Annotated in this window: 22 protein-coding genes; 4 read left to right on the forward strand and 18 right to left on the reverse strand. The window is 62.5% G+C overall.

The window, feature by feature from the left end; translation table 11 throughout:
- Positions 1 to 2: 2 nt before the first annotated feature.
- From L1075_RS01350 to L1075_RS01365, 4 genes are read right to left on the reverse strand one after another with little or no spacing between them, the layout of a single operon-like run.
- Positions 3 to 1,136 (reverse strand): Wadjet anti-phage system protein JetD domain-containing protein, encoded by a 1,134-nt coding sequence (locus L1075_RS01350; RefSeq protein WP_083632609.1) that lies wholly within the window; start codon positions 1,134 to 1,136, stop codon positions 3 to 5.
- On the reverse strand, positions 1,117 to 6,021 hold the full coding sequence (locus tag L1075_RS01355; RefSeq protein WP_075367844.1) for a coiled-coil domain-containing protein: 4,905 nt from the start codon (positions 6,019 to 6,021) through the stop codon (positions 1,117 to 1,119). Before L1075_RS01355 ends, L1075_RS01350 begins: the two co-directional genes overlap by 20 nt.
- The gene (locus tag L1075_RS01360; RefSeq protein ID WP_075367843.1) at positions 6,018 to 6,794 is read right to left on the reverse strand and encodes a hypothetical protein; all 777 of its coding nucleotides are present in this window, start codon (positions 6,792 to 6,794) and stop codon (positions 6,018 to 6,020) included. The genes L1075_RS01355 and L1075_RS01360 overlap by 4 nt, the downstream gene beginning before the upstream one ends.
- Entirely contained in the window at positions 6,791 to 8,260 is a 1,470-nt protein-coding gene (locus L1075_RS01365; protein ID WP_040243928.1) for a hypothetical protein, read from the reverse strand. The genes L1075_RS01360 and L1075_RS01365 overlap by 4 nt, the downstream gene beginning before the upstream one ends.
- A 164-nt stretch (positions 8,261 to 8,424) precedes the next feature.
- On the opposite strand from L1075_RS01365, the gene L1075_RS01370 reads away from it, so the two are divergent.
- From L1075_RS01370 to L1075_RS01380, 3 genes are all read left to right on the forward strand, one after another.
- Entirely contained in the window at positions 8,425 to 10,398 is a 1,974-nt protein-coding gene (locus L1075_RS01370; RefSeq protein WP_040243929.1) for a RecQ family ATP-dependent DNA helicase, read from the forward strand.
- An 86-nt stretch (positions 10,399 to 10,484) separates the two neighbouring features.
- A complete protein-coding gene (locus tag L1075_RS01375; protein ID WP_040243932.1) occupies positions 10,485 to 10,841 on the forward strand; it encodes a 4a-hydroxytetrahydrobiopterin dehydratase in 357 nt (118 codons plus the stop codon).
- Positions 10,825 to 12,015, forward strand: coding sequence for an amino acid aminotransferase (locus L1075_RS01380; RefSeq protein WP_040243934.1), 1,191 nt, complete (start codon positions 10,825 to 10,827; stop codon positions 12,013 to 12,015). The genes L1075_RS01375 and L1075_RS01380 overlap by 17 nt, the downstream gene beginning before the upstream one ends.
- 150 nt (positions 12,016 to 12,165) lie before the next feature.
- On the opposite strand, the gene L1075_RS01385 is transcribed toward L1075_RS01380, so the two are convergent.
- The 4 genes from L1075_RS01385 to L1075_RS01400 all read right to left on the reverse strand — a co-directional run bounded on the left by L1075_RS01385 (position 12,166) and on the right by L1075_RS01400 (position 15,820).
- A complete protein-coding gene (locus tag L1075_RS01385) occupies positions 12,166 to 12,579 on the reverse strand; it encodes a hypothetical protein (protein ID WP_040243936.1) in 414 nt (137 codons plus the stop codon).
- A gap of 115 nt (positions 12,580 to 12,694) precedes the next feature.
- Positions 12,695 to 13,954: a D-amino acid dehydrogenase gene (locus L1075_RS01390; protein ID WP_040243938.1), complete on the reverse strand. Its 1,260-nt coding sequence runs from the start codon at positions 13,952 to 13,954 to the stop codon at positions 12,695 to 12,697.
- Positions 13,955 to 14,108: 154 nt separating this feature from the next.
- Complete coding sequence (locus L1075_RS01395) at positions 14,109 to 15,434, reverse strand: MATE family efflux transporter (RefSeq protein WP_040244807.1); 1,326 nt, start codon at positions 15,432 to 15,434, stop codon at positions 14,109 to 14,111.
- A gap of 134 nt (positions 15,435 to 15,568) precedes the next feature.
- On the reverse strand, positions 15,569 to 15,820 hold the full coding sequence (locus tag L1075_RS01400) for an aldo/keto reductase (protein WP_246939344.1): 252 nt from the start codon (positions 15,818 to 15,820) through the stop codon (positions 15,569 to 15,571).
- Between the two features lie 221 nt (positions 15,821 to 16,041).
- On the opposite strand from L1075_RS01400, the gene L1075_RS01405 reads away from it, so the two are divergent.
- Positions 16,042 to 17,856 carry a sensor domain-containing diguanylate cyclase gene (locus L1075_RS01405; RefSeq protein ID WP_246939347.1) on the forward strand — a complete coding sequence of 605 codons (1,815 nt, stop codon included), beginning with the start codon at positions 16,042 to 16,044 and terminating at the stop codon, positions 17,854 to 17,856.
- 61 nt (positions 17,857 to 17,917) lie between these two features.
- Here the strand turns inward: L1075_RS01405 and L1075_RS01410 are convergent, their stop codons facing one another.
- From L1075_RS01410 to L1075_RS01455, 10 genes are all read right to left on the reverse strand, one after another.
- Positions 17,918 to 18,514 carry a YceI family protein gene (locus L1075_RS01410; RefSeq protein WP_075367836.1) on the reverse strand — a complete coding sequence of 199 codons (597 nt, stop codon included), beginning with the start codon at positions 18,512 to 18,514 and terminating at the stop codon, positions 17,918 to 17,920.
- A 68-nt stretch (positions 18,515 to 18,582) separates the two neighbouring features.
- Complete coding sequence (locus tag L1075_RS01415; protein ID WP_246939350.1) at positions 18,583 to 19,134, reverse strand: cytochrome b; 552 nt, start codon at positions 19,132 to 19,134, stop codon at positions 18,583 to 18,585.
- 150 nt (positions 19,135 to 19,284) lie between these two features.
- Positions 19,285 to 19,968, reverse strand: a complete 684-nt coding sequence (locus tag L1075_RS01420; protein WP_040243945.1) for a type 1 glutamine amidotransferase domain-containing protein — start codon at positions 19,966 to 19,968, stop codon at positions 19,285 to 19,287.
- Between the two features lie 94 nt (positions 19,969 to 20,062).
- Entirely contained in the window at positions 20,063 to 20,923 is an 861-nt protein-coding gene (locus tag L1075_RS01425; protein WP_040243946.1) for a DUF2797 domain-containing protein, read from the reverse strand.
- Positions 20,923 to 21,186, reverse strand: a complete 264-nt coding sequence (locus L1075_RS01430) for a YeaC family protein (protein ID WP_040243947.1) — start codon at positions 21,184 to 21,186, stop codon at positions 20,923 to 20,925. Before L1075_RS01430 ends, L1075_RS01425 begins: the two co-directional genes overlap by 1 nt.
- Positions 21,186 to 22,040 carry a rhomboid family intramembrane serine protease gene (locus tag L1075_RS01435; RefSeq protein WP_040243949.1) on the reverse strand — a complete coding sequence of 285 codons (855 nt, stop codon included), beginning with the start codon at positions 22,038 to 22,040 and terminating at the stop codon, positions 21,186 to 21,188. The genes L1075_RS01430 and L1075_RS01435 overlap by 1 nt, the downstream gene beginning before the upstream one ends.
- A gap of 168 nt (positions 22,041 to 22,208) precedes the next feature.
- On the reverse strand, positions 22,209 to 23,213 hold the full coding sequence (locus tag L1075_RS01440; protein WP_040243951.1) for a metallophosphoesterase: 1,005 nt from the start codon (positions 23,211 to 23,213) through the stop codon (positions 22,209 to 22,211).
- Position 23,214: 1 nt separating this feature from the next.
- Entirely contained in the window at positions 23,215 to 24,096 is an 882-nt protein-coding gene (locus L1075_RS01445; RefSeq protein ID WP_246939352.1) for an NAD(+) kinase, read from the reverse strand.
- 104 nt (positions 24,097 to 24,200) lie between these two features.
- Complete coding sequence (locus tag L1075_RS01450; protein ID WP_075367830.1) at positions 24,201 to 24,470, reverse strand: hypothetical protein; 270 nt, start codon at positions 24,468 to 24,470, stop codon at positions 24,201 to 24,203.
- Complete coding sequence (locus L1075_RS01455; RefSeq protein WP_052445098.1) at positions 24,467 to 25,930, reverse strand: aminotransferase-like domain-containing protein; 1,464 nt, start codon at positions 25,928 to 25,930, stop codon at positions 24,467 to 24,469. The genes L1075_RS01450 and L1075_RS01455 overlap by 4 nt, the downstream gene beginning before the upstream one ends.
- Positions 25,931 to 26,066: the final 136 nt, after the last annotated feature.

The raw sequence follows: 26,066 nt of genomic DNA on the forward strand, positions 1-26,066 counted from the left end.
ACTCAATTCGTCTCCTCTGCGCCCACGATACGCGCAATCCACTGCTGCTCCTGATCGAACTCGAGCGTTTCCCCCGCCAGCCGCTCGATATCACAATCACTTACCCACTCCTGATCGATACCCCGTGTCCAACCTTGCCCTTGACGCTGCCCTGCCTTACCCGTGGCCTGACTCAATGGGTGGCCGCCCCTTCCCTCCAACCGTTCCATCATCGGACCATAAAGTGCTGACAGGCGCATGGCCGGCAGATGCGTTTTCATGCGCAGATAAATCCGTAGCCCTTCGGGATCAAGGTCGCCCCAGTAGGTGATATTCGGTAGCTCCAGCAAATCCGCCAACACCATGGGGGACGGCATCTTGCCCACCAGACTAATATGCTGGGCATCCGAGAGCGCCTGACTCAGCGCGAGGCCATAACCAAACTCGCAGACCAGCGCAAAATGCATATCCAGTCCTACACGACAGGCAGCGGTAAAGCTTTGCGCATTTTCGATCAAGAGCACGCCCTGCGGCTCTACAGGAACATGCGCCAGTACCCGCGAATCCGATTGGGCAAAACGCGACGGCTCTATCCCGAAAGCACGTAACAGCTCATTGGGCAATACGGACAGCAATTTACTGCTTTCCAGTAAATAACGTGAACTGACCGTGTAACTCGTCAACGTATAGGCCGCGGGCAGAGCCCTCGCTAACGTCTTGAGCCCATCCACCAAACGCTGCTGGTCTTCACGTGACCATCCGGCCAAACATCCGTCCAGTGCCTGTCGCCAATGGCGCGCTTGTCTTTCGTTGAGTGCCAAACCAGCATCGACATTGGGCAATGTCTCCAACACCTGCTGAACATAGCGCTCCGCCAACCCCACACGTGGGTTCAAGCCGAGGCGAGGGTCGAGCATCGCCTCTCCACCCTCGCCTTTGACGCTAAGAATGCCCGCACGATAAAGCTCCAATAGCGTCCGCTGTGCATACAGTTCGGCTTCGCACCAGCCATTCTTGACCATACGCTTTCTCAGCGTTGCTGCCTGCTGACTCGGAGGATGGGCTTTTCCCTGAAGCGCCTGTCGACGCCAATCGGCACTCATCTTGTCAAAGACATGCCGAGCCGCCTCACTCAATTCAGTCATTTTCGAATGCATTCATGGGCTCCTTCACGTGAATGCCGAACAGGCTGGCCTCGCCGGGCGCACGGCCGAGTGCTTCGGGCGCAGTGACCTGGCCGTCGCGCACCATGACGTGCCCGCCCTGCCCCTGGACACCACCGATCACGCTCCCCACCAGATAGGTGGGGAAGATCGCCGGGTCGTTTTCGTAGTTGGGGTTGTGAATCAGGCCGATCATCTGGAAGCGCCCGCGGGTGTTGCGCAGCGACTCCAGGGAGTCCTGGATGAGCCGGCGATGGGAGAGCTTCGAGAACAGGCCATCGAGCAGGATCACGCTCTCGCGGCTGGCCCGCGCACGGCGCTTGTGATGGCCGGGCAGCTCGCGCAACTCGCGCTCGATGGCAAACTCGGAGAGCTTGACCAGCCACATCAGCGACACTGCCTCGCGCTGCCCTTCCGACATGTCCTCGTTGAGCGAGAACAGTCGCCCGTGCGGACGAATGGCGTCGTGCTTGAGGCGAATCGACACCTCATGGAACAGGCCACGATAGATGCGCCGACGAATCTGACGCACCAGGTCGTCGTCACGGCGTCGGCTATCGCCTTCGCTCATGCCGCCATCGCGCTCGGCACGGCGCTTGAGCGCGGCCTGATGCTCGTCGATATCGGCCAGCAGCGTGGTGATCAGTTCACGCAGCGACTCGCCGTCGATCAGCGCGGCCTTGACCTCGAAGTAGGCACCGCCCTCGCCATGGCTACGCGCCACGCGCTTGAGAATGTCCAGGTTGCCGGCAGCATCCGAGATGATCGAGCTCAGCCGCTCGACCAGCGTGCCTTCGATCTGCTCGCGCGAGGCATGCAGACGCGCCACGCGCTGGCGGTGCTCCTCGAGCTGCGTATCGAGCTGACCATGCAGTCCGGCCAGGTCGTCGAGGGCGTCGGCCGTCACGCCTTTCAGGGCCGCCAGACGAGCACGTTCGGTCTCGCTGAAGGCGCGACTTTCGGCGGCGGCTTCCAGCGCCTGGGCGAGGCGCCGCTCGAGACCGCGCACCGTCTTGTCCTGACGTTCGCGATTGCGCGCGCGCTCGCCCAGGTTGAGCTCCGCCAGGGCGTCGAGCAGAGTTTGCTGACAGGCCTCCAGGTCGGAAAGCGACAACGTCGCCGACATGCCCGCCTGGGCATGCCATGTCGCCAACGCGGCCTCGCGCGTCTCGTGCCGTGGGTCGTCGAGCGGCCAGTGACTCGCGGCGGCGAGATCGTCCAGAGCCGCCAGCCGCCGCGCCCATCCCTCGGGTAGTTCGCGCATCACGCCCAGCCAGGCGATGGCCAGCTGGTCGACCCACTCCATGGCCCGGCGCTGCTCGGCCAGCCGCGCTTCCACCTCATCACGTTCGCGGCGCTGTGCCTTGAGTCCCTCGCGGGCCTCGAGATATGCCCGTTTGGCCGCGGCGATGTCGCGCTCGAGCTTCTGGCTGCCGCCGCTGGCGTCGCGCACGTCGAGATAGGCACGCAGGCGCGAGAAATCGAAGCGCGCACGTCGGCTCGCCGTTTCCAGCGCGGCCTCGAGTTCTTCCTGCACCGCCTCGGCGGTGGCCATGAAGGCATCGCCGCCATCGGCCTCGAACTCGGCCAGGGCGCGCAATCGATCGCGTTCGCCATCGTCGAAGAGGCTGCGCCGCTCGGCATCGATCTCGTGCAGCCGGCGCGACACGGCCTCGTGATCGCGCTCTGCCTCGGCAAGCTGCTCGCGGATCTCGCCGAGTTGCGTCTCCAGCGTCTCCAGCCGCGCCTTCAAAGCTTCGAGACGCTCGATGCCACCGGCATCGGCGAAGCGCTCCGCGGCCAGCCAGGTCGCCCCGTGGGTCTCCAGCTCTTCCGCTGCTTGCTGCATCGCCGGACGGCAATCCGCGAGGTCGCGCTCGGCCTCCTCGAGTGCCGCCTCGGCCTGGGCCACGGCGGCCTGGCCGCCTGCCTGCAGATATCGCTGATAATCGTCGATGCAATTCAGTGCCGCCTCGGTCAAGCGCGGCGTCAGCTCCGCCTGACGGGCGTCGAGCTGCTGCTGGCGCTCGTCGAGCGTGGCCAGGGCCGTCTCGGCGTCCGCCTGTTGCGCCTCGCGGGCCTTGAGCGCCAGCGCGAAGACATCGCCATGCGGGTCGAGACGTTCGCATTCCGCCGCCAGGGCGGCCCGACGCTCGCGGTCGGCACTCAGGCGACGCTCGGTATCGCGACGCAACTCCTCGAGATAGCGTGGATCGAGCGCGGCCTTGACGGCCAGGGTTTCGCTGCCCTGCACCGCCCCCAGCGGTGGCTGATCGGCCTCGAGCAGAGCCGTCAGGCGTGCGCTCTCGAACACCGGCAACGCCAGCCCGGCGTCGATCAAGCAGCGCGCGGCACGCTCCGCTTCGTCGTCTCCCGCCACCACCGGCGAAAACAGCAGGCCGGCGGCCTGGCTCAGCCAGCCGCGACGCCGTTCGCGTTCGACCTCGGCGTCGTTGAGCACCGCATGCAGGGGCTGCCAGGCGATCTCCGCGGCATCCAGGCACTGCTGGGCCTCGGCTTCCACCGCCCGCCGCTCGAGCGGATCGCCCGCCAGGCTGTCGAGATAACGCCAGCGCTCCTCGATGGCGTCATCCAGGGCATCGGCCTCGCTGAGCAGGCGCGGGTAGCGCCGCTGGGCGTCACGCAGCCAGCGCTCGGGATCGGCCTCGAAACGCGAAGCGAAGTCACGCTGCGCCTGAGTCAACTCACGCAGACGCTGCTGCTCCTGCTCCAGGCGATGTCCTTCGTCATCCAGTGCGCGCGCACGCTCATACAGGGTTTGCCGCAGATGCACCGGCTCGTCGTCGCCATGATAGTCGGCGTAACGCTGCGCTGCGTCATGCAGGGGGGTCAGGCGCGCCTGCTCTCGGCGGGCATCCTCGGCGCGTTGCTCGGCTCCGTGACAGCGCGTTTCGAGTTCGGCCAACGCCGTCTTGCGGCGCGTCCAGAAGCCGGTGACGTCCTCCTCGGGCCAGCCGTCGACGAAGGCACGCCACGGTGCTTGCCCCTGCTCGAGCAAGCCCTGCTCGCCGGCCAGGCGTTGCTGTTCGTCGCGCAGCGCCTCGGCCTGATGGCGCAGCGTCTCGCAACGCGACGCCAACGGCTCACGCTGGGCCTCGGCCTCGGCATGCGCCTCTTCGAGCACCTCATCGCGCGCCTGTTTTTCGGCCAGCCGCTCGCCGGGCGATACCCCCGGGGCCTGTTGCTGGAACTCGGCATGCCAGGCGGCGACCTGCTTGAGCTCGCCGATGCGTCCCAGGTGGGCGTTCAAGGCTTGGCGTGCCGACTCGGCCTCGGCCTTCGCCGCCTCGGCGGTGGCTTCGGGTGCCTCCAGTTCGGCTTCGTCGAAGAGCCCCTCGCTCAGCGCCTGGGTATAGAAGCTCTGGTTGTCGACGAACTCGCGTTGCTGACCTTCCAGGCGTTCGCGTTGCTGCTCGAGCGTCTCGAGATGCCGCTCGGCGGCCTGAATGTCGGCGCCCAGCTCGTCGCGGTAGGTCTGATCGGCGATCACCTCCTCGCGGAAGCGGTTGCCGTCGCGTGCTTCGAAGACATCGGCGCCGGCATCCAGCGCCGCCAGGGCACGATGGCGCGCGGCATCGTCGTCGAAGTTCAGGGTCTCGGCCAGCCATTCACGCGCCGCGGTGAAGTCGACGTGACCGATTTCGCGACCGGCCGGCCAGGCGGCCTCGGGCAGATGCACCAGGCGCCGGTGGGCGTCGACCCGCGCGCCGCGCTCGGACAGCGCCTGACGAATGCTGCGCTCGCTGCCTCCCGAGAGACGCGCCAACAGCCATAGCGAGACTCGCGGCCGTCGTGTATCGCCACTGGCCCAGGCGAAACCACAGGGTATCGCGGCATCCAGCGTTTCGTCCTCGACCTCGGCGGGTGTCGCGGGAATCCCCGGCAAGCCCAGCAGTGCCTGTCCGCCGAGCAGACACTCGAGCCCCTGGAAGCCGGCATCGAGGCGCTCGAGCTCGTCGCGTGCCGCCAGCAGGGCTGCGCCGTCGTCGCTCAGCGTCGCCAGCCGCGCGACCTTGTCCTCGGCACGCCGCTGATCGTGCTCTGCCTCCTCGAGACGGTGACGCAACTCGGTGATGTTGGTACCGGAGTTGAGGATCACCTCCTCGATCAGTTCCTCGCTTTCGTCGGTCTCGCCCCGCGTCGCGCCGGAGAGGATCTCCGGGGCCAGCACCTCGAAGAAGAAGGCCTGGTCCGCCTTCTCACCGCCGCGCGGCTTGATGGCATTGAAGATCTGGCTCTTGTCGGCACCGCCCTCCTTCTGAAAGGCCGCCAACTGCGCCAGTTCCCGGCGCGAGACATGCGCGCCGACCGCGTCGAGCCATTCTTCGCGGTTGTGGGTCAGGCGCACGCCACGATTCGCCATGTCGGCCTTGACGTCGCTGTTGGCACTCAACGCCAGCTTGCCGTCGACGGTGTAATGATGAACGGGAATGTCTTCCAGGCGCCCGGCATAGTGATAAAAAGCGAGGCCGCTGCCGTCGCTGTAGCCGTAGAAGCCGAACACGAAGGTCTCGCCGGCGACTTCCTCGCCGGCGGCGGCGAGCATGTCGTCCTGGCGCTCGCTGCCGCTGCGGGTGCGGAATTCGACGCGCAAATGGCTCCAGCTACGCCCCTGGCCGGCCACCGTGGACGGCGAGCACTTGCGGCGCGTGCGCGAGATCAGGCTTCTGTCGCGGGACAGCAGACCGATCAGGGCTTCGGCCAGGGTGGTCTTGCCGAACCCGTTCTCCATGCTGATGGCGCTGGACTGACCGCGCAGATCGAGCAGCAGGTGACGCATCTTGGCGTCCCATGGCGAGGCGATATCGCCATGCTTGTTGAGCAGGTTGGCGACTTCGATGCGATTGATCACGCTCATGCCGTTTCCTCCGCGAGGCGTCCCTCGGCCAGCGCCTGAAGATGGCCCAATTGATGAATGCCGATTTGCTCGCACTCCAGGGCGCCAAGCAGGGTCTGCTGCCAGATATCGCCCGGCGAGGCGTCCTCGCCCGAGGCGCCGGACGCCTCGAGCAGGCCGGCGCGTACCTGCAGGTCGATGAAGGCCCGCACGCGGCGGTTGAGGTCCTCGCCGCGCTCCTCGAGCAGCGCGCGGTTGGTTTCCGGTGCCGCCTCGCCCAGCGCGCGCAACGCTTCGAGTTGATCGCGCAGCAGGTCGAGCAGCTCGTGACTGGCGAAGGTCGCCTCCTGGTAACGGCTGACGTCGGAAAGCGCGCGGTTGTACCGGGTGTACAGCAGGGTATTCATGAGCAGCCACAGTTGCAGATACCACTGCGCCAGCTCGCTGCGGCTTTCCTGACGCAACTTGAGGGCCTCGAACACCGGCTGACGGGTATACAACGGGGGCTGCTCGAGCTCCGGATCCGGCAACAGCGCGTAATACCGCGACCCCGGCGCGATACCCGGAAAGTCGCCCGCCTCGAACGTCTTGAGCCTCAGCCCCTGGCCGGCCAGAAAGTCACGCAGCGCCTCGCGCTCGAGATCGCTGGCATCGTCGATCAGCGCGCAGACATCGCGCTCGGAGAGCTGGCCCTCGCGCGCGGCGCGGCGCTTGCGGCCACCGCCCGGGACGCGTTCGGCGCTGCGGTAGCGCAGCAGGTAGGCGACGACCTCGCCCATTTCACTCATGTTCATCGTGATGCATCCTCGTTGACCGGGGACGTGCCCGCCGCCGGCGTGGCGACGCGCAAGGAAGGCGTGACGGCGGCCTGGACCACGCGGCCGTCGTCCAGTGTGACGTCGAAACTGCGGGCCTCGACCCCCACCCGCAGGTGGCTGTCGAGCAGCTCGGTGTCGACGAAGGTATTGAGCAACTGCGCCAGGCAGTCGTCTCCCTCGAACCGGTGCCAGCCCTCGGCCAGGGCCTCGGGCAGCGAGAGCGGCGCCTTTTGGATCCGGGCCCGTAGCGCCGGCCCGCGCGCCTCCAGAAAGCGTGCCAGCAGAGGGTCCTCGGGGGCCGCGTCCTGGGCTTCATCGAAGACCAGCGCGGCATGGCTGGTCTCGGCGCGACGGGTCTCGAGCAATGGGGTCAGCGGTGCCAGGCGCGGCATGGCGACGTCGACGTGAAACGGCATCAGGCGTGTCACCAGTGCTTCGCTCATGCGTGGCGCGGCGGGCGCGGCCAGCAGACCGCGCGCCACATCGGCGAAGTCGACCACGCCCATCGACTGAATGCGCCCCTCGGCGATATCGGCCAGCAACTCCGATAGCCGTCGCGAGAGGTTCTCGATCGCCGTGAGCACGCGGCCGATGGCACTCGACAGCATGCGCAGATCCCATTCCTCGCCGTGACGTGCCGCCTCGCGCTCGCGCCAGTCGGCGAAGCGCTCCATCAAGCGTGGCGTGGAAAGCTGCGCGCGTGCGTCGAGCAGCGTCTCCTGAATGCTCGACAAGGCATTGTGATAGTGGCGCTCGTTGTCGAGCAACGCCGCCAGCTTGCCCTCGCGGGTGGGGTTTTCGCGCACCCGGCGCAGTTCCTGGGTCAAGGCGCGGATCGCCAGCAGGATCTGGTTGGTGATGTCGGGAATGCGGGCGAAATCGCCCCGCGCCAGGGCGGCCAGCACCTTGGCGGCGTCGTATTCGGAATACAGGAGGTCCTCGACCTGACTGGCCAGCGTCACCGCCTGGCGGCCACTGGCGGTCAGGCGTACCTGGCCGGTCTGGCTCTGCTTCTCGATCAGGGCGGTCCGCTTGGTGCTGCGCATCGCGCGGCGCGCCTCGGCCGCCTCCCCGGCATCCGGTTCCGGCGGCGCGGATGCATCGCGCACCTCCGGTGTCGGAGGCGCATCGCGAAAGTGCACTTCACTGGGCGTGGCGAGCAGGTTGACGACGAAGCCGAGGTCATCATGCGCCAGTTCGGGATAGAACTCGCGCAGGTGCGCCAGGCAGCGCGTCTGCGACACGAAGGCGCTGTTGGTCGCGAAGTCCACATCGAGCAGATAGTCCAGCAGCAAGCAGCCGAGGTCCAGCCAGTAGCCGTCGCGCAGGCCACGCCGGCTTTCCTGGCTGACGTGCACGAACGGCGAGCCGGGCTCATGGCCACTGTCATGTAGGTCGAGCAGCCGCGTGGTGGCGACGAGAAGCTTGCTCCAGGCGGTCATGGGTCGTTTCCGTGGGCAAAAGACGCATTATGCCAACAGCGAGCGCCATGGGTCATGTCCGTGGCGGCATGTCGTGTCGATCACGCACGGCATCGGCGGTCTGCGCGCCATCCCGACGGCCACAGGGTGTAAGATGTCGCCTCAATCGTGGCAAGGAGCACCGCATGGCCGACATCGACGACACCCTGCAACGCGTCTTCGGCTATTCCGACTTTCGCCCCGGCCAGCGCCAGGTGGTCGAGGCCGTGACCCAGGGGCGTTCGGCAGCGGCCATTTTTCCCACCGGGTCCGGCAAGTCGCTGTGCTATCAGTTGCCGGCCCTGCATCTGCCGCACCTGACCCTGGTAGTGTCGCCGCTGCTGGCGCTGATGCAGGACCAGCTCGATTTCCTGGCTCGCCACGGCATCGCCGCGGCGAGCCTCGACTCCCGCCAGACCCGGGAGGAAGCCTCGGCGGTGATGGACGGCGTCAGGCGCGGCGATATCCGCATCCTGATGATCTCGGTGGAACGCCTCAAGAACGAGCGCTTCCGCGCCTTCCTGCAGCGGGTGCCGGTCTCGTTGCTGGTGGTCGACGAGGCGCATTGCTTGTCCGAGTGGGGCCACAATTTCCGTCCCGACTATCTCAAGCTACCTGCCTATCAGCGTGAATTCGCCATTCCGCAGGCGCTGTTGCTCACCGCCACGGCCACGCCGCGCGTCATCAACGACATGCGCGACAGCTTCGCCATCGACGCCCAGGATGTTGCCGCCACGGGCTTCTATCGCCCCAATCTCGATCTGCAGGTGCAGCCCACCGCCACCGAGCGACGCCCCCGCGCCCTGGTCGAGTGGCTGGGGCCACGCCTGGCCGCCTCGCCGCCCCAGCCCAGCATCGTTTACGTCACCTTGCAGAAAACCGCCGAGCGCCTAGCCGCTTACCTCGGTAAGGCAGGCATCGAGGCGCGGGCCTATCACGCCGGCCTCGACAGCGAGACCCGCGATACACTGCAACAGGCGTTCATGAGCGGCGAGGTGAATTGCATCGTCGCCACCATCGCCTTCGGCATGGGCATCGACAAGTCCGATATCCGCAACGTCGTGCATTACGACCTGCCCAAGTCGATCGAGAACTACAGCCAGGAGATCGGTCGCGCCGGACGCGACGGACAACCCTCGAGCTGCCTGATGCTCGGCGGCCGCGACGCCCTGGGTGCGCTGGAAAACTTCGTCTACGGCGATACGCCCGAGCGCGACGGCATCGAGCGCGTCCTGCGGGACATCCATGACGCCGCGCCCCAGGGTCAGTGGGAGGTACGCCTGAACGCCCTCTCCCAGCACAGCAACATACGGCCGTTGCCGCTCAAGACACTGCTGGTGAGGCTCGAGCTCGAGGGCGTCATCGCTCCGCGCTACGCCTATTTCGCCGAATATCGCTTCAAATATCTGATCGAGCCGGAGGCACTGATCGAGCGTTTCAACGGCGAACGCCGCGCTTTCGTCACCGCCCTGATCGAGGCCTCGCCCAGAGCCAAGACATGGTGCGCGCTGGACCATGAGGCGCTCGATGCCCTGGGTGCCGAGCGCGGTCTCGATACCTCACGGCGTCGCGTCATCAGCGCCCTGGAGTATTTCAACGATCAGGGCTTCATCCAGCTCGAAAGCAAGCAGATGACCGAGGTGTACGGGGTGCTGCAGGCCGAGTTCGATATCGCCGCGCTCGCGACGCATCTGACCGAGTACTTCCAGCGCAAGGAAGCCGCCGAGATTGAAAGGCTGCAGGCAATGCTCGCGCTATTCGAGTCGACGACCTGTCTCAGCCGCCGCCTAGCCGACTATTTCGGCGACGCCAATGCGCCCAAGCACTGCGGGCATTGCTCGGTGTGCCGCGGCCATATCGCACAGTGGCCCACGGAGACGACTCGCGCACCGCTCGACCCACGCCAAGTGGTCACCCTATGTACGCCTTTGCGTGAACGGGTCACCGCGCTACCCGAGGCGCCGCCACCCAGCGACGCGTTGTTCACACGCTTTCTAGCGGGGCTTACCTCCCCCTTGCTGACGCAACTCAAGGCACGCCAGCTCGACGGCTTCGCGGCGCTGGAAGACCGCCCCTACCCGGAGATCCACGCGGCCGTAAAGGCCGCATCTTTGAGCTAGGCGTAAATCATGTCCCGTTGCGGTAGGTCCGCCCTGGCGTTGGCTTCTACACTGATATAAATCACCGAAAGGAGGCGAAGAACACCATGAGCGAGCTTGCCGAGTTGAAATGCGAAGCCTGCAGCGCCGACGCTCCTACCGTCAGTGAAGCGGAAATGCATAGCCTGGGCGCTGATGTTCCCGAGTGGCGGATCGTGGAGCGCGATGGCATCATGCAATTGGAGCGTGAGTTCACGTTCCGCAACTTCAAGCAGGCCCTAGCGTTCACCAACAAGGTGGGCGATCTCGCCGAGGCAGAAGGTCATCACCCGGCGCTGACCACCGAATGGGGCAAAGTCACCGTTACCTGGTGGTCACACAAGATCAAGGGCTTGCACAAAAACGATTTCATCATGGCCGCCAGAACCGACGAGGTAGCGCAGTCCAATGTTCGAGCAGATTGAACGCGTGCCCGGGGATGCCATCCTCGGGCTTATCGAAGCCTTCAAAAAAGATCCCAACCCCCAGAAAGTCGACCTGGGGGTCGGCGTTTACCGTGACGCTCACGGCAATACGCCCGTCATGCGGGCCGTCAAGGAGGCCGAGGCGCGGCTGCTGAAGAACGAGACGACCAAGAGCTATATCGGCTCGCACGGCGATCCGCGCTATGGCCAGGCGGTGCTCGAGCTGGTCCTCGGCGCGCAATCCCCGGTGCTGGCCGCCAACCGCGCCAGCGCGACCCAGTCGCCCGGCGGTACCGGCGCGTTGCGTCTGGCGGCGGACTTCATCAAGTCGCAGCTGCCCGGCAAGGGCATCTGGGTCTCCGATCCGACCTGGCCCAACCACCTGGGTATCTTTCATGCGGCGGGCGTCGAGCTGAAGAAGTATCCGTACGTGGATGCCGATAACCGCCTCGACTTCGAGGGCATGTTGAGCGCCCTGCAGCAGATTCCCGAAGGGGATGTCGTGCTGCTGCACGCCTGCTGCCACAATCCGTCGGGCTTCGACCTGTCACGCGAGCAATGGCAGCGCGTGCTCGAGGTCGTGCGCGAGCGCCGCCTGCTGCCGCTGGTCGACTTCGCCTATCAAGGCTTCGGCGATGGGCTCGATGCCGACGCCTACGGGCCACGCCTGCTGGCCGAAAACCTCGACGAGGTCATGATCACCAGCTCCTGCTCCAAGAACTTCGGGGTCTATCGCGAGCGCACCGGCTGCATGATCATGATCGCCCGCGACAGCGAGCAAATGGAAAACGTCCGCTCGCAGATGGCCATCGTCGCCCGCGAGAATTACTCTAACCCGCCGGCCCATGGCGGCGCGGTCGTGGCCGAGATTCTCCACGACGATGCACTGGCCACGGTGTGGCGCGAAGAGCTCACCGAGATGCGCGACCGCATCAATGGCTTGCGCCGTGACTTCGTGGAAGCACTCAAGCCTTACGGGCTGGACGAGCGCTTCGCGTTCATCGCCGAACAGCGTGGCATGTTCTCCTACACTGGGCTGAGCCCGGAACAGGTGGACCGCCTGCGCGACGAATTCGGTATCTACATGGTGCGCTCCGGCCGCGCCAACGTCGCCGGCTTGGCACAGGAAAACCTGCCCTACGTGGCCAAGGCCATCGCTACCGTCGTCGGCTGACAGCGACGCCGCTGACCGGCACGAAAACGCCCGATGCGGTTCTCCGCATCGGGCGTTCTTGCTTTTCGCCTCGCCGCTGCACGGCTTGGCACACGTTTCAGGTCCGAGCCTGTCATCGGCGGATACACAAGCGTATTGCGAAAGGTGCGCCTATTCCGCCACTTCGGGTAGCGTGTCCGAGCCGACCTCATCCTGGAACGTCTCCCGCGTAACCTCGCCTTCGCCGTCATCGAGTCGCTGGAAGAGCTCGAGCTGGTCGGCCTGACGTGCCTCTTCTTCACTAAGCACGCCATCCTGGTCGACATCCATCTGCCCGAAGGTCACCGCGTTACGGCGCTGGTCGAGCGGGGTCTGTGCGCCCCCCTGGCCGAAGCTGGCATCCTCGTCGCTGACACCGGTGGCCTTGTCGCTTACCTCGTCTGCCTCGGTCGCTGTCTGTTTTTGATCCTCGGACGACGCGGTATCTTCCTGGGCCAGTGCCGACCCACTCACCAGCACGGAACCGCTCAATAACAACGCCAACATGCCGGCGCTCCCGACACGCCAGCCAGCGCGAATGGTCATCGCTCCCTCCTCAATGGCTCTCATAACATTCCAGAGCACCCGCCGCCCACGGCGAACCGGGTCTGGTGCCAATATTGGACAAGCGAAGCACGCAGGGATTCCCCTCGCGACGAACTTACGCGGCGTAGCGGGCGACATCCAAGCCATTCGGGTCGATGGCGGGTCGACGTCCGGCCATCAGGTCAGCGAGCAGGTGAGCACTACCGCAGCTCATCGTCCACCCGAGGGTGCCATGCCCAGTGTTGAGCCAGAGATTTTCATAGCGCGTGGCGCCGATGATAGGCGTCGAATCCGGGGTCATCGGACGCAGGCCGGTCCAGAACTCGGCCTTGGCCGCGTCGCCGCCTTCGGGAAAGACATCGCGCACCACCATGCTGATGGTCGCGCGCCGCTTTTCCAGCAGGCTCAAGTCATAGGAGGCTAGCTCGGCGGTACCGCCGACACGAATCCGATCATCGAAACGCGAGATGGCCACCTTGAAGGTTTCATCCATCACCGTGGACTGCGGCGCGCCGCCGTCGTCGACCACCGGCAGCGTCAAGCTGTATCCCTTCACAGGATAAATCGGCAAGCGGATATCGAGATCTTTCATCAAAAGCGGCGAGAAACTACCCAGGCACACCACGTACGCATCAGCACTCAAGGCGCCCGACGAGGTCATGACCCGTTCGACGCGACCGGCCTGACGTTCGATGCGCTGGATATCGACATTGAAGCGGAATTCGACGCCCAGCTGTTCGCGGCAGTGATCGGCCAAGCGCTGGGTGAACAAGTGGCAGTCGCCGGTTTGATCGTCCGGCAAGTGCAGGCCGCCCACGAATTTGCCCGGCACGCGCGCCAGTGCCGGCTCGGCCGTTGTCAGCTCCTCGGCCCCAAGCAACCGATGGCGTACTCCGCACTCGCTCAGCACGCGCATGTCCTTGGCCACCGCCTCGACCTGAGCTTCATGACGAAAGAGCTGCAGCAGGCCACGCTGGCGATCCTCGTAGCGAATCCCCGTATCGCGGCGCAACGCATCGATACACTGTCGGCTGTACTCGGCGACACGCACCATGCGTTCCTTATTGACGGCATAGCGCTCGGGCGTGCAGTTGTTGAACATCGCCATCATGAAGCGTGCCATGGCAGGGTCACGCTTGGGCTGGATCTTCAGCGGCGCATGTTCCTGGAACATCCACTTGAGTGCCTTGCGCGGAATGCCCGGGGCCGCCCAGGGCGAGGAAAATCCGAAGGATACCTGGCCGGCATTGCCGTAACTCGTTTCCATGGCGGGCCCAGCCTGGCGATCCACCACCGTGACTTCGTGCCCCTGCGATGCCAGGTAATAGGCGCTGGTGACACCGACGACACCACTGCCGAGAATGAGTACGTGCATGGCTTGCCCCTGCTTGGCGCTGAGTGGATGCTGAATCGAAGCGCCAGTATAGGACGGAAAAGCCAGTAAATTATGAGGTAATCAAATTCATCGCCAGATGATGAAATCGATTTTCACCCATATTCTGGTTTTTATAACTTAAAAAACGGCGTTTTCAAGTTTCTCCATTGACTGCCATGCGTTGCGTCAGAGAACGCCGGAAGATACTCCAGGCAAGACCGCCTGCCAGCACGTTGCCCAGTGCGGCTCCCCAGGCGACGCCAAAGATGCCCGACAACCAGGCGCCCACTGCCAGGCATGGCAAGTAACACACGAACAAGCGCATGAAGGACAGCAACATGGCGCGTACCGGCCAGCCCAGCGCATTGGAGGCCGAGACTACCAGCATGCAAAGGCCCAGCAGGCTATAGCTGGGTAGCAGCCAACGTATCAAGGTCGCGAGTTCATCGCGTATTTCCGGGTTGCCCGACAGAGCGACCGCCACCCAAGGCGCCGCCAATGTCATGATACATCCCAGTCCTAACTGCCAGATCACCGCTGTACGCGCCGCTAGCCTCATCAAGGCATCGATGCGCGGCCAGTCACCAGCGCCGTAACAACGTCCCAGCCAAGGCGGTAGCGACATGGTCAGCGCCAGTACCACCATCAACGAGAGCGTTTCCAGACGGCTGGCCAGTCCCCACGCCGCAACCGCTGTCTCCCCCAATTTGGCGACAATGGAGGTTGCCAGCATCGCCGAGAGCGGCGGCATCAACTGGCTGATCATTGCAGGCCCGGCGATCGCCATGAACGGCACGGCCGAGGCACGCATTTCGTCCCGTAATCCGTGACGCGCCAACCAGTCATGTGCACGCAGACGCATCACCAAGTGCCAGATGCCGATAGCAAACGCCAACGCTGTCGCCCAAGCCGCACCGGGCAGCCCCCAGCCCGACCAGTCGCCGACACCGAAAATCAGCAGTGGATCGAGGCCCAAATTGATCAGGCTGGTCAGCACCATCAGCTTACCCGGCAAACGCGTATCGCCGTGCGCCCGGAATAGGCTATAGCCGAAATACAGCACCGCCCCCAGCCAGTTGGCCACCAACTGCGGCCCCCAATAGGCGCGAATTAACTCCCGCGTAGGCGCATCGGCCCCCAACAACGTGAAGATCGGCGTCTGCGCGACCCACATGATCAGCATCAGCAGTGCCATAAATACGCTTCCACCGACCAACACAAGGCTGCCCAGGCGCCTGGCACGCGCTGTATCACCGGCCCCTAAGGTTCGCGATATCAACGCCGCGATGGCAATGCCCAGCCCCACTTGCACGCCGATGATCAGAAACGACAGCGGAAAGGTAAAGGATTGTGCCGCAAGCGGCTGGGTACCCAAGCGGGCAATGAAAGCACTATCGACAAGCTGAAAGCCCAGCAGCGAGAGCACGCCGATGGCCATGGGCCAGGTCTGCTGCCATAGCTGGCGACGTAGCGAGGACATGGATTCCGTCACGGAAACCTCATTGCAAATCAACGATCAAGGTATCAAACAGGGCGCCCCCAGTATCGGTCGATACCGGGGGCGCCAAGTCTAACAGGCTGTCAGCAAAAAGCGCCTTCGTGAGTGATGACGATTCAGGCGTCCCACTCAGGGGCAAAATCCGGATTGGCGATACGTTCGCCCCTATCCAGCGCATCGATACGCGCGATCTGCGCCGGACTCACGCCGTGCGCCTCGCCAACGGCGCGCTCGTTGTCGTAGAACTGAGTGGTATCGATATGCCGATAACCGAGTGACAGCGCTGACGTGACCGAGTCGATGACGTCTTGATCCTTGAGACGAAAGGTACCGAGACCAATGCGGGGCAACGTACGTTGGTTAAGCATGGTGACTCCTTGTCAGATGGCAAAAGACAGTACAAAAAACGCTTGGTTACAATATGAAACATCGCGTCAGGGGGTCTGTCTGATCAGTACAACACGTGGGGACCGTTAAATTGACTTTCAACACCTTCCTCACGCTAGATCGCCATTGAGATTGGCTGCCGAGTCCCGTTATGATCAACCAAAACGTAACCAAGTGTTACATTTTAAGGAAATTCCACCTCATGCCTCATTCACTCTATGCGCGCATGATAATCGCCGCCATCGTGCCTTTCATGATCATGTTGATCGGCTGCCTCGCCCTCTACCAGGCGTCTCAAGTCGAGCAGCGCACGGCTCGCAGCGTCGCCCAGGCCCTCGAGGTGATCGCCGATGCCAATCACTTGATGCGACTGTTCATGGACGCCGAAACTGCCCAGCGCGGTTACGCCCTGACCCGAGATGGCGATTATTTGGCGCCTTACCAGCGCGCCTTGAGCACTTTTCCGCGCACTCTGAGACGCTTGCAAGACGCCTCGAACGACGCGACACAGCACCGGCGCCTCGAGCAGGCCAACCAGCTCTTCCGGCAGTGGATAAAAAACGTCGCCACCGACAGCATTATCAAGACGCGTAACGCGAATGCCGCACTTCCCCCTATAGCCGACAAAGCCAGCAAGCGCATGGTCGATGAGTTCCGCACGGTCATGGGCAACTTCATCGATACCGAGCAGGAAGCTCTCCATACGCGCCAGGCCGATAGCCAGGGTGCCGCAAAACACGCGCAGTACATCATGGTATGGAGCATCTTGCTGGCACTGGCGAGCGCCCTGCTGACCTGGTGGCCGTTGTTTCGTCGCACCCGCCATGCTGTCTCGGAAATCACCCAGCGCTCGCGGCGTATGGTCGCGGGAGATCTTAGCCAACGCGTGGCGCTCCGGGGACGCGATGAGTTTGCCTGGATGGCGCATGCTTTCAACGCCATGGCAGCTCGCCTCGAGACTCTGGTAGCCACCGAAAAACGCACCAATCGCGAACTCGCCGAACGCGTCAATGTGCTGGTGCGTGACCGAACCCGCGATATGCGGGCGCGCCATGATCTTGTCGAAGCCCTGCAAGCCTGCCGCAGTACGCAGGAAGCACAGTCGACGCTGCGTGATCAGTTACCCACGGTTTTTGCCAATACCCTCGGTGGCACGTTGTGGTGCCTAGACGCACAAGCTACCGCGCCCCATCGAATTTGCCAGTGGGGCGAGGATCAAGGCGATGTCGACCAAGGTGAATGCCTGACCCTGCGTGATGGCGGAATACGCGATGTCACTCTGCCCGCGACGCACGCTGCAGACGTCTGCCCCCACCTACGCACCGCTCATCGCGGGCGCCATCTTTGCATTCCCTTGAAAGGCACGGAGGAGCCGGTGGGTGTCCTGCATCTTCATCTCGCCAGTGCCCTTGATGAGGCAGATAACGGCGACCCTCAAGCCGAATTCGCCCTGGGCGCCGCCGAGGATATGGCGCTATCGCTAAGCAATGTGCGACTGCGCGAGCAACTCGAGGAGGCCAGCATCCGCGACGCCTTGACCGGTCTCTACAACCGGCGCTTCCTGGACGATACCTTGACGCGCGAACTGGCACGTGCCGAACGCCAGTCAGCCCCCTTGTCGGTCCTCATGCTTGATATTGACCACTTCAAGCCAATCAACGATGACCACGGCCATGCTTTTGGCGACCGGGCATTGATCGAGGTCGCCGACCTCTTGAGCGATAACGTTCGGCGCGGCGATATCGTCTGTCGTTACGGTGGTGAGGAATTTGTCATCATCATGCCCGGCGCCGGCCTAGCCGCCGCACGGCAACGCGGCGAGCATCTTCGCCAAGAGGTCGCCACGCTGGATATAGACCTGGACGATGGGACACCGCTGCACCTTACCGTCTCCTTGGGACTCGCCTGTTATCCCCAGCACGGCGAGCATGCCGAAACTCTGCTGCATCACGCCGACATGGCGCTTTACGGAGCCAAGCAAGGCGGACGTAACCGTCTGGCGATCGCCCACGACTGAGCCCTAACGTGAATCGCCCCACACAAGGCGGGGCGACTCAGACTCGATCATGCGTGGCGAATTACTGGCGGATACCTTCGACCACGAGATACATATCGACAGTGGACGCGGTCGGCCCCAATTTGCTGGTATCGATGCCGAAGTCGGACAGCGTCAGCGTCGTTTCACCCTCGAAGCCATTCCGGTATTCGCCCCAGGGATCGTCGCCCCCACCGATATGATCGACATCGATGGTGATCGGCTGCGTTTCGCCATGCAGCGTCAGGTCGCCAGACAGCTTGCCTTCGCCTTCGCCAGTCGATTCGAAGCCGGTCGACTCGAACGTTGCGGTGGGATACTCCGACGCGTTCAGGAAATCGTCGCTCAGGATGTGCTTGTCACGCTCGGCGTGATTGCTGTCGAGGCTGGTCACGTCGATCTCGACATTGGCACTGGACGCTTCCGGCGCGTCGGGATCGTAAGAGAAGCTCCCCGAGAACTCGTCGAATGTACCCAGCACGTAGGAATAGCCCAAGTGGCTGATCTTGAACTGAATGAAGGCATGCTGCCCTTCGGTGTCGATCTGATACTCGGCGGCACTGGCCTGGGTCATCGGCAATAACGCGGCTGCGCCGAGGGCGGCACCGGTTACGGTCTTGAATAGCGATTTCGAGAACATTGTCATCTCCTAAGAGGAAGGTTTGCAGAACCAGAGTGGCGGCAACACCGCCACGTATATCGAACTCATTAACGTCGAGACCCACCGGGCCACCACATGCGGCGCAAGGTGTCCCGACGATCGAAAATATGATGTTTAAGCGCCGCCAGCGTATGGCCCACGGCCAGCACTATCAGTGCCCAAGCAGCGTACCAATGCACATCACCCGCCAGGGTCGCTTGATTCGGCAGCTCACTGATCAGCGCCGGTACCTCGAAGACGCCGAACACGCTGATGCCCTGGCCCTCGGCAGTGGAGATCAAATAGCCGCTCACCATTACCGTCAACAGCAAAACGTACAGCAGGCAATGGCCGGCATGCGCCAGCATTCGCTCCCAAGACAGGCCATGCGCTTGGGGCGTGGGCTGACCCAGGCGCCATGCCAACCGCAGCAGCGTGACACCCAGTAGCGTCAGACCCAGCGACTTGTGCCACCACGGTGCCAGTTGATACCAGCGATCATAATAACCAAGGCCGGTCATCCACCAGCCAAGCACGAAGAGCGACACGACCAGCACGGCACTCAGCCAATGCAAGAGAATGCTGGGCAAGCCCCAACCGTGTACCGAATTACGCCACATGCGTGTCTCTCCGCCGATTATGCCTTCAGCATAATGGCTATCGTGCGTCACGCCAGCACGCATCGAGGAAAGGCATTATTAACCCAAAAGAAATAATGACCCGCCAAGGCGAGCCATTACAAGAGAAGTGTATAAGGATCGAGGGTAATCTCAGCCTGTCAGAGCATCCAGAAGCAACTTGGCCGTCGGTGCGCTAGAGGCCGGGTTCTGACCGGTGATCAACAGGCCATCGCGCAATTGGAAGGCGTCGAAATCCGCGTCGGCGCGCTCATAGTGGCCACCTTTTTCTTTCAAGGCATCTTCCACCAGCAACGGCACGACATCGGTCAGCCCCACCGCGTCTTCCTCGCTGTTCGAGAATCCCGTGACACGATGCCCCTTGACCACTGACTGACCATCGCGACCTTGGGCATGCACCAACACGGCGGGCGCATGGCAGACCGCGGCGACCGGTTTACGGGCCACGAGGAAGTCGTGGATCAGCTGCTGGGAATGGCGGTCTTGCGTCAAATCCCACAGCGGGCCGTGGCCACCGGGATAGAAAACTGCATCGTAGTCATCGGCGCGAACCTCGGCCAGCTTGCGCGTATTGGCCAACTGCGCCTTGGCCTCGCTATCCGCCTCGAAGCGGCGCGTTTCCTCGGTCAGCGCATCAGGTTGCGTGGAGGTGGGATCGATGGGCGGTTGCCCGCCCTTTGGCGAGGCCAGGGTCAACTCGGCGCCCGCATCCTTGAACACGTAGTACGGCGCAACGAACTCCTCGAGCCAGAAGCCGGTGGCGTGGCCGGTATCGCCCATGCGATCGTGTGACGTCAGCACCATTAGAATCTTCATGCGAGCCTCCTTGGGTAAAGCGACATTCATGCCGATACCCATGAAGTGGAGACATCCAAGCGGACTTCAAGGCATCGCCGCGCCAAGAGCCACATTACTCGATCGCCACTTCCACCTCGTAGCCACCGAATTTGCGCAGGTTGATGACGCCGGTATCGAAGATCAGGTACTGCCCCTTGAGCCCCATCAAGCGGCCGCTGACCTCCGGGGATTTATCGAAATTGTGCGACACTACTTTGCTGGGAAATTCCAGAACGGGATAGTGCAGCGCGACCGGGGCCGCCGCCAGCGTACCGATTGCTTGATCGCCGACACGTCGCCGTAACGCCGCCAGCTCCTGATCGAGCGCGGCCAGGAGCCGGTCTCGCTCGGCAGGCAAGTCAAGGGGCGCCACGTCACCTTTCAACATTGCTCGCCAATTGGTGCGATCGCCCACCACCTGCTTGAACAAGGTTTCGACCAGCCCTGACTGCAGGCGATTGTCGACCTCGAGAATAGGCAGCGCCTGAATCGCCCCCTGATCGAGCCAGCGCGTGGGTAGTTGCGTCTTGCGGGTGATGCCGACCTTGAGCCCCGACGAATTGGCCAAGTAGACCACGTGCGGCTGAAAGCAATGCTGCTCGCCCCATGTCGGTTCGCGACACGTGCCCGCATGGTAGTGGCAGGTTTCCGGCTTGACGATGCAGGTATCGCACTGAGCAAGCGACTTGAAGCAAGGGTAGCAATAGCCTTGGGCGAAACTCTTGCGCGTGGTGCGCCCGCAGTGCACGCAGTGGATGGCGCCGGTGTGCACGAGCCGCAACGAGGCGCCCAGGTGCGCATTGAGACCGATGCGCTGTTCGCCGGCACGTAGGGTGTATTGCGCCGGCGTCTCCGCGTCGCCGGGCGCTATGTCCATCTTGCGCAGAGGCCCGCGCGCGGCGCTGACATCCGCCACGCTGAATAGATCGCTCATCAGTTCATCCACTTGATGGCATCGGACTCGCCGGTTTCATCGTTAGTCCCACAACCGCCGCGCTCGAGATAGCCTACTCGCTCATTTTCGGGGATACCGTGGGCGACTTCGTATTTCATCACCGCCTCGAGACACAGCTCGGTCTGCTCTTGGCTCAAGCGCTGTCCATCCGGCCACTTACGCAGTGCGATCGCCTGTTTGAAGCTGTCGTACATGGCGGGTGTCATCTGCGCCACCATCTTGTCGAAGGTCATGTCACTCACTAATGCTCTCCTCTCGCGGCACGTCCACCGGCCCACCATCCGACGACCAGTCCGACCAACAGACCGCCCAGGTGCGCCTCGTTGGCGACGTTGCCGAATCCAAACAAGCCCGCCATGTCGGTCATCGTGAAGACCATCCAGGCAAGCATGAACACCACCAGCATCTGGGGCACGAAAAACCCGCTTCCCGGGGCCCGACGAGCCATCAGCCAGACATACCCCAGCAAGGCATAGTCGACCCCGGACATGCCGCCGAACAGCACGGTCCCCGTGGCGTATTGCGCCAGGTTGGAGACCAGCGCCGCCACGACGGCGAGTGAGATAAGGCGCACGGGGCCTTGCAGCGCCTCGACCTGGCGTCCGAAATACCATAGCCACAGCATGTTGAAGACCAGGTGCATCCAGCCGAAATGCATCAACGCCGGCGACACCAGGCGCCATACCTGACCGCTCGCCAGGGAATCGTTCAGGGTGCCGACCGTTAGGCGTCCAGATACAGCATCGACGGGCACGAAGGTCAGTGCGACTACCACACGATCACCGAACAACGCCATCAAGGCGAAGACCGCCACACACAATGCCACCAAGGCAGCCGCCAGCGGTGCCTGAGTAAAGGCACTGCCGAGCATGCCAGACGAACGGCGTTTCGTGGCCTGGGCGGGACGCTCGGCCAACTCGCCACGATGCCATTGCTCGATCAAGTGCGCCGCCTCATCGCGCTGACGCGGATCGGCCAGCCATAGCACCTGAATCGCCTCCTCCTCGGTCACCTGATGGCCGATACGATGCGCCCACAAAGATCGACGCAGCGCGACGATATCCTGTTGAAGAGGCAATTCCAGCAGTTTGTACATGGGCGGGGTCCCTTTCAGTACTGCAGACGAACGCACAAAAGAAAAAGTCCGGCGGAGGGGGCCGCCGGACAAGAGCAAGGGATCATTCAAGGGAACACTTACTCTGACGACGCCCCACCGCGATGAGTTCCCGGCGCAACGAAATTTTTTTCAACTTTTTTCTGCCACTCACGCCAGCGCGATGTCAGGCGTCGGGGGCACCGATCCCTCACGCGCCACATCGACCCATACGAAGCGATTGGCATCCAGACGCTGTTCACCTTCCCAGCGATAGGCCACCAGACGCCCATATTTCACGGCACTGTAATCGAGACAGGCAATATTCGGCGCCGGTAACGCCGGCACCCCCTCGCACCAATAGTGGCCAATGAACAGCGGCGGCTCCTCCGGTCCGTAATACGGCAGCCGCTGTCGCTCCTCCGCACTCAAGGGCTGATTCTCGAGATCGTCGGGAAGGTTATCGGGCTGGAAGACCACATCGCCATAGATCAGAGGATCGCGTGCCCAGAAATGGGCGCGGAAACTCGTGCGCGTGAAACCGTCACCGGAATAGATCCTTAGGCCCGCCGGCAGCGGCAGAGAGGGGCCCCGCGTCAGTCGATCCATGACACGAAAGGCGAAGGTACCCGGGCACGCCGAATCGTAAAAGAAATCCTCACTCATGCGCCCATCGGGACATTGCGCCAAAAATGGCGCGATGAGGTCACGGTCCCAGCAGGCATGCACAACCCGTAGCCCATCACGTTCGAGGCACAACGGCATCGTCATGAACCAGTCGAGATGGGACTGCCATTCTTGGGGGTGATCGCGAAACTGTGCCAACGTCTCATTGATGATGCGATTGTGGCGCGGCGAATGCTCACGCAGCCATTCTCCCGTCCAGTCCGGCGGCGACCGGCGACAATACGCCAAGGCATTGTATTCGTGATTGCCCATCACGATATCCGCCTCGCCCGCTTCGACCATGTCACGCGCGATATTCAGCGCCAACCGAATGCGCGGGCCGCGATCGATCAAATCGCCCAGGAAGATCACTCGACGACGCGGATGACGATACACGCCCTCTCGATAGGAATACCCGAGCTTTTCCAGCAACACGGCCAGCGAGGCGCCACATCCGTGCACGTCGCCGATCAGATCGTAACCCTCGAGGTCTTTTCGAGCCAGCGTCATGTCACTCCCCCATCCGGCTGCTCCAGCCGAGCTTGGTGCGACAGGCCTCGAAATAGTTGTGACCATGCGGATGAAGGAGTGTCAGCCGTTCCCGTTTGCGGCGCACGACCAGGCGGTCGCCGGGCTTGGATACCACCTGGGTCTGGCCGTCACAACTGACATGCGGATACGCGTGATTGGTTTCGCCGATATGCACCGTGATCTCGCTGGCCGCATCGATGACGATCGGCCGACTCGACAACGTATGCGGAAACATCGGCACCAGCGTGATGGCCTCGAGCCGTGGATGCACGATCGGGCCGCCTCCCGACAAGGCATAAGCAGTAGAGCCGGTCGGCGTGGCGATGATCAACCCATCGCTGCGTTGGCTGTAGACGAACTGACCGTCGATGAACAGCTCGAACTCGATCATCCGCGCAGCCTTGCCGGGATGGATGACCACATCGTTGAGTCCCGATGCCGTACCGACCTGTTCGCCGGCGCGGAACACTTCCGCCTCCAACAGAAAACGACGCTCGCTCTCGAAGTGCCCATCGAGCACTTCGCCGATTCGCTCTTCGACTTCATCCGGCGAGATATCGGTCAAAAACCCCAATCGCCCTCGATTGATGCCCAATACCGGCGTACCCGTAGCACACAACTCCCGCGCAGCGCTCAACAGACTGCCATCACCGCCTACCACGATCGCCAAATCACAGCGCTCACCCAGTTGGCGACGGCTCGCCTCAGGATAACCATGATTGAGCAATACCGTGGCGGTGCGTTCCTCGATGATCACATCGAGCTGGCGAGCGCCGAGAAAGCGGAGCAACCGCTTGAGCGTCTCTACCGCGTTGGGGCTGCCTAATCGCCCGATCAGGCCAATGGTCTTGAATGGCTGCATGAAAGCGTCTCGTTGCCGGCGTCGCGGCCCGTCATTATGCGGACTGGCGAGCAGCGGAGCAAACCGCGCCCGACCGAAACGCTTGCAATATTAGTGGTCTTCGTTCACTGCCTGGGGTCGTTGTACTGATCCGACTCGGGCGTCTGCACGGGGTGCAACTCCCACCAGTAGAGATACAACGCCACGGGCGACGCGAAGATCGTATTCAAGATCATGAAGGTCACCAATGCTGCCTGCCCCTGCCCATCGACCTCGCCGTAATAGAGCATCATGAAGGCGATGCCAGCGACGCCCACAATCACGTTGATCACCAAGATAGCCGCAAAGAATTTGAATATCGCTTTAAGTTTACGCGACATTGGCTTCTTACTCATGGTATCGCTCCTTGCTGGATTTCATCTGTCGAGTGGTCCCCGCACTCCAGCTGCTGGGCAATCAGGCGCCCGAGAATTTCCATGCCGGTCTGCAAGCGCTCATCCCAGGGATGGCCATAGTTCAAACGCAGACAGTGGTGAAAACGCTCGTGCGAAGAAAAGATACTACCCGGCGCGATACTGATACCTTCGGCCAGCGCCATCTGGTGTAGCCGCGAAGTGTCCACACACTTCGGCAACTCGACCCATAAAAAATATCCTCCAGCGGGATATGTAGTCCGGGTACCTTCAGGGAAATGCGCCGTGATCGCTTGCAGCATACAGTTACGCTGCCATTCAAACCTGTGCCTAAGCGTTCTCAAATGCCGATCAAACCCGCTTCGTGACAGGTAAGCCGATAGCGCTACCTGAGCCGGCGCTGATGCCGATAGAGAAAGTGAAAGTTTGTCGCGCATGATGTGTTGGGTATAGCGCCCCCCTGCCACCCAGCCAACACGCCAGCCAGGTGCCAGACTTTTGGAAAATGAGCTGCAGTGCATGATCAAACCTTCCTGGTCGAAGGCTTTGGCAGGCAGCGGCCGGCGGCTATCGAAATAAAGCTCACCATAGACATCATCCTCGATCATCGGCAAAGCATAGCGTTGCAGTAGCGCGACAAGATCACGTTTCTTGTCTTCTGGCATCAGGCTACCCAACGGGTTCTGGAAGTTGGTCATCAACCAGCATGCCGCCGGCTTATACCGCTGTATCGCCCGTTCCATCGCCTCTAGGTCAACACCATCGCGTGGATGTGTCGATACCTCGATTGCCCGTAGGTGATTCCGTTCCAGCGCTTGGAGCGCCGCATAAAAGGTAGGGGACTCTACAATGACCGCATCCCCCGGCTGGGTGACGACACCCAGGCAGATATTGAGCGCTTCCAGTGCGCCATTGGTCACCACGAGATCATCCGCATACACTTGCATACCATCCGCGTGATAGCGCAGTGAAATAGCATGACGCAGTTGAGCACTACCCGGGCTCAAATCATCCACCGTGTGCCAGACACTCAGCTTGGGTAGCGTGGATGCCATGACCTGAGAAAGCCTCGGGATAGGATAGAGCTCAGGACTCGGCAGTGCAGACCCCAAAGGCACCAGATCGCGGCGCATAGTGGCGCCTAGCACCTGGAGAACACGGTCGCTGACATCGACATTGAATACACGCTCGTCAGGCGCGCTGGTCATCTCGATTTCCGGCGGACGGGTGCCTTCCGGCCCAACGACATAGAACCCTGAGCGGTCACGCGCCCGGATAAGTCCTTTGGCTTCCAGTAGATAATACGCCTTGAAAACAGTCGTGGGACTGACATTACGGCTGATGCTGGCAGCACGAATCGAAGGCAGACGATCCCCGGCATGCAACGCACCGGAGAGAATTGAAGACTCAAGTGCTTCAGCCAGATGTTGATAACGCTTCATGTCCACCTCCGACAACACTCACTACCTGTTTAAACGCAACGGCAACGGGTTCGCATTGTCTTGCAACTGGAGATATTGTCAGGGGAATACCATGGAGAGTACAGATTCAGATAAGTATGAAAAAAGCATATCAGTT

This window comes from Chromohalobacter beijerinckii (assembly GCF_023061185.1).
GTDB classification, from domain to species: Bacteria; Pseudomonadota; Gammaproteobacteria; order Pseudomonadales; family Halomonadaceae; genus Chromohalobacter; species Chromohalobacter beijerinckii.

Coding starts and splice junctions, on each gene's coding strand:
- L1075_RS01455 (WP_052445098.1), bottom strand. CDS start 25,930: ATGAAGCGTTATCAACATCTGGCTGAAGCACTTGAGTCTTCAATTCTC.
- L1075_RS01425 (WP_040243946.1), bottom strand. CDS start 20,923: ATGAGCGATCTATTCAGCGTGGCGGATGTCAGCGCCGCGCGCGGGCCT.
- L1075_RS01385 (WP_040243936.1), bottom strand. CDS start 12,579: ATGACCATTCGCGCTGGCTGGCGTGTCGGGAGCGCCGGCATGTTGGCG.
- L1075_RS01440 (WP_040243951.1), bottom strand. CDS start 23,213: ATGACGCTGGCTCGAAAAGACCTCGAGGGTTACGATCTGATCGGCGAC.
- L1075_RS01390 (WP_040243938.1), bottom strand. CDS start 13,954: ATGCACGTACTCATTCTCGGCAGTGGTGTCGTCGGTGTCACCAGCGCC.
- L1075_RS01375 (WP_040243932.1), top strand. CDS start 10,485: ATGAGCGAGCTTGCCGAGTTGAAATGCGAAGCCTGCAGCGCCGACGCT.
- L1075_RS01370 (WP_040243929.1), top strand. CDS start 8,425: ATGGCCGACATCGACGACACCCTGCAACGCGTCTTCGGCTATTCCGAC.
- L1075_RS01445 (WP_246939352.1), bottom strand. CDS start 24,096: ATGCAGCCATTCAAGACCATTGGCCTGATCGGGCGATTAGGCAGCCCC.
- L1075_RS01380 (WP_040243934.1), top strand. CDS start 10,825: ATGTTCGAGCAGATTGAACGCGTGCCCGGGGATGCCATCCTCGGGCTT.
- L1075_RS01435 (WP_040243949.1), bottom strand. CDS start 22,040: ATGTACAAACTGCTGGAATTGCCTCTTCAACAGGATATCGTCGCGCTG.
- L1075_RS01360 (WP_075367843.1), bottom strand. CDS start 6,794: ATGAACATGAGTGAAATGGGCGAGGTCGTCGCCTACCTGCTGCGCTAC.
- L1075_RS01450 (WP_075367830.1), bottom strand. CDS start 24,470: ATGAGTAAGAAGCCAATGTCGCGTAAACTTAAAGCGATATTCAAATTC.
- L1075_RS01415 (WP_246939350.1), bottom strand. CDS start 19,134: ATGTGGCGTAATTCGGTACACGGTTGGGGCTTGCCCAGCATTCTCTTG.
- L1075_RS01405 (WP_246939347.1), top strand. CDS start 16,042: ATGCCTCATTCACTCTATGCGCGCATGATAATCGCCGCCATCGTGCCT.
- L1075_RS01355 (WP_075367844.1), bottom strand. CDS start 6,021: ATGAGCGTGATCAATCGCATCGAAGTCGCCAACCTGCTCAACAAGCAT.
- L1075_RS01365 (WP_040243928.1), bottom strand. CDS start 8,260: ATGACCGCCTGGAGCAAGCTTCTCGTCGCCACCACGCGGCTGCTCGAC.
- L1075_RS01395 (WP_040244807.1), bottom strand. CDS start 15,434: ATGTCCTCGCTACGTCGCCAGCTATGGCAGCAGACCTGGCCCATGGCC.
- L1075_RS01350 (WP_083632609.1), bottom strand. CDS start 1,136: ATGCATTCGAAAATGACTGAATTGAGTGAGGCGGCTCGGCATGTCTTT.
- L1075_RS01410 (WP_075367836.1), bottom strand. CDS start 18,514: ATGTTCTCGAAATCGCTATTCAAGACCGTAACCGGTGCCGCCCTCGGC.
- L1075_RS01420 (WP_040243945.1), bottom strand. CDS start 19,968: ATGAAGATTCTAATGGTGCTGACGTCACACGATCGCATGGGCGATACC.
- L1075_RS01400 (WP_246939344.1), bottom strand. CDS start 15,820: ATGCTTAACCAACGTACGTTGCCCCGCATTGGTCTCGGTACCTTTCGT.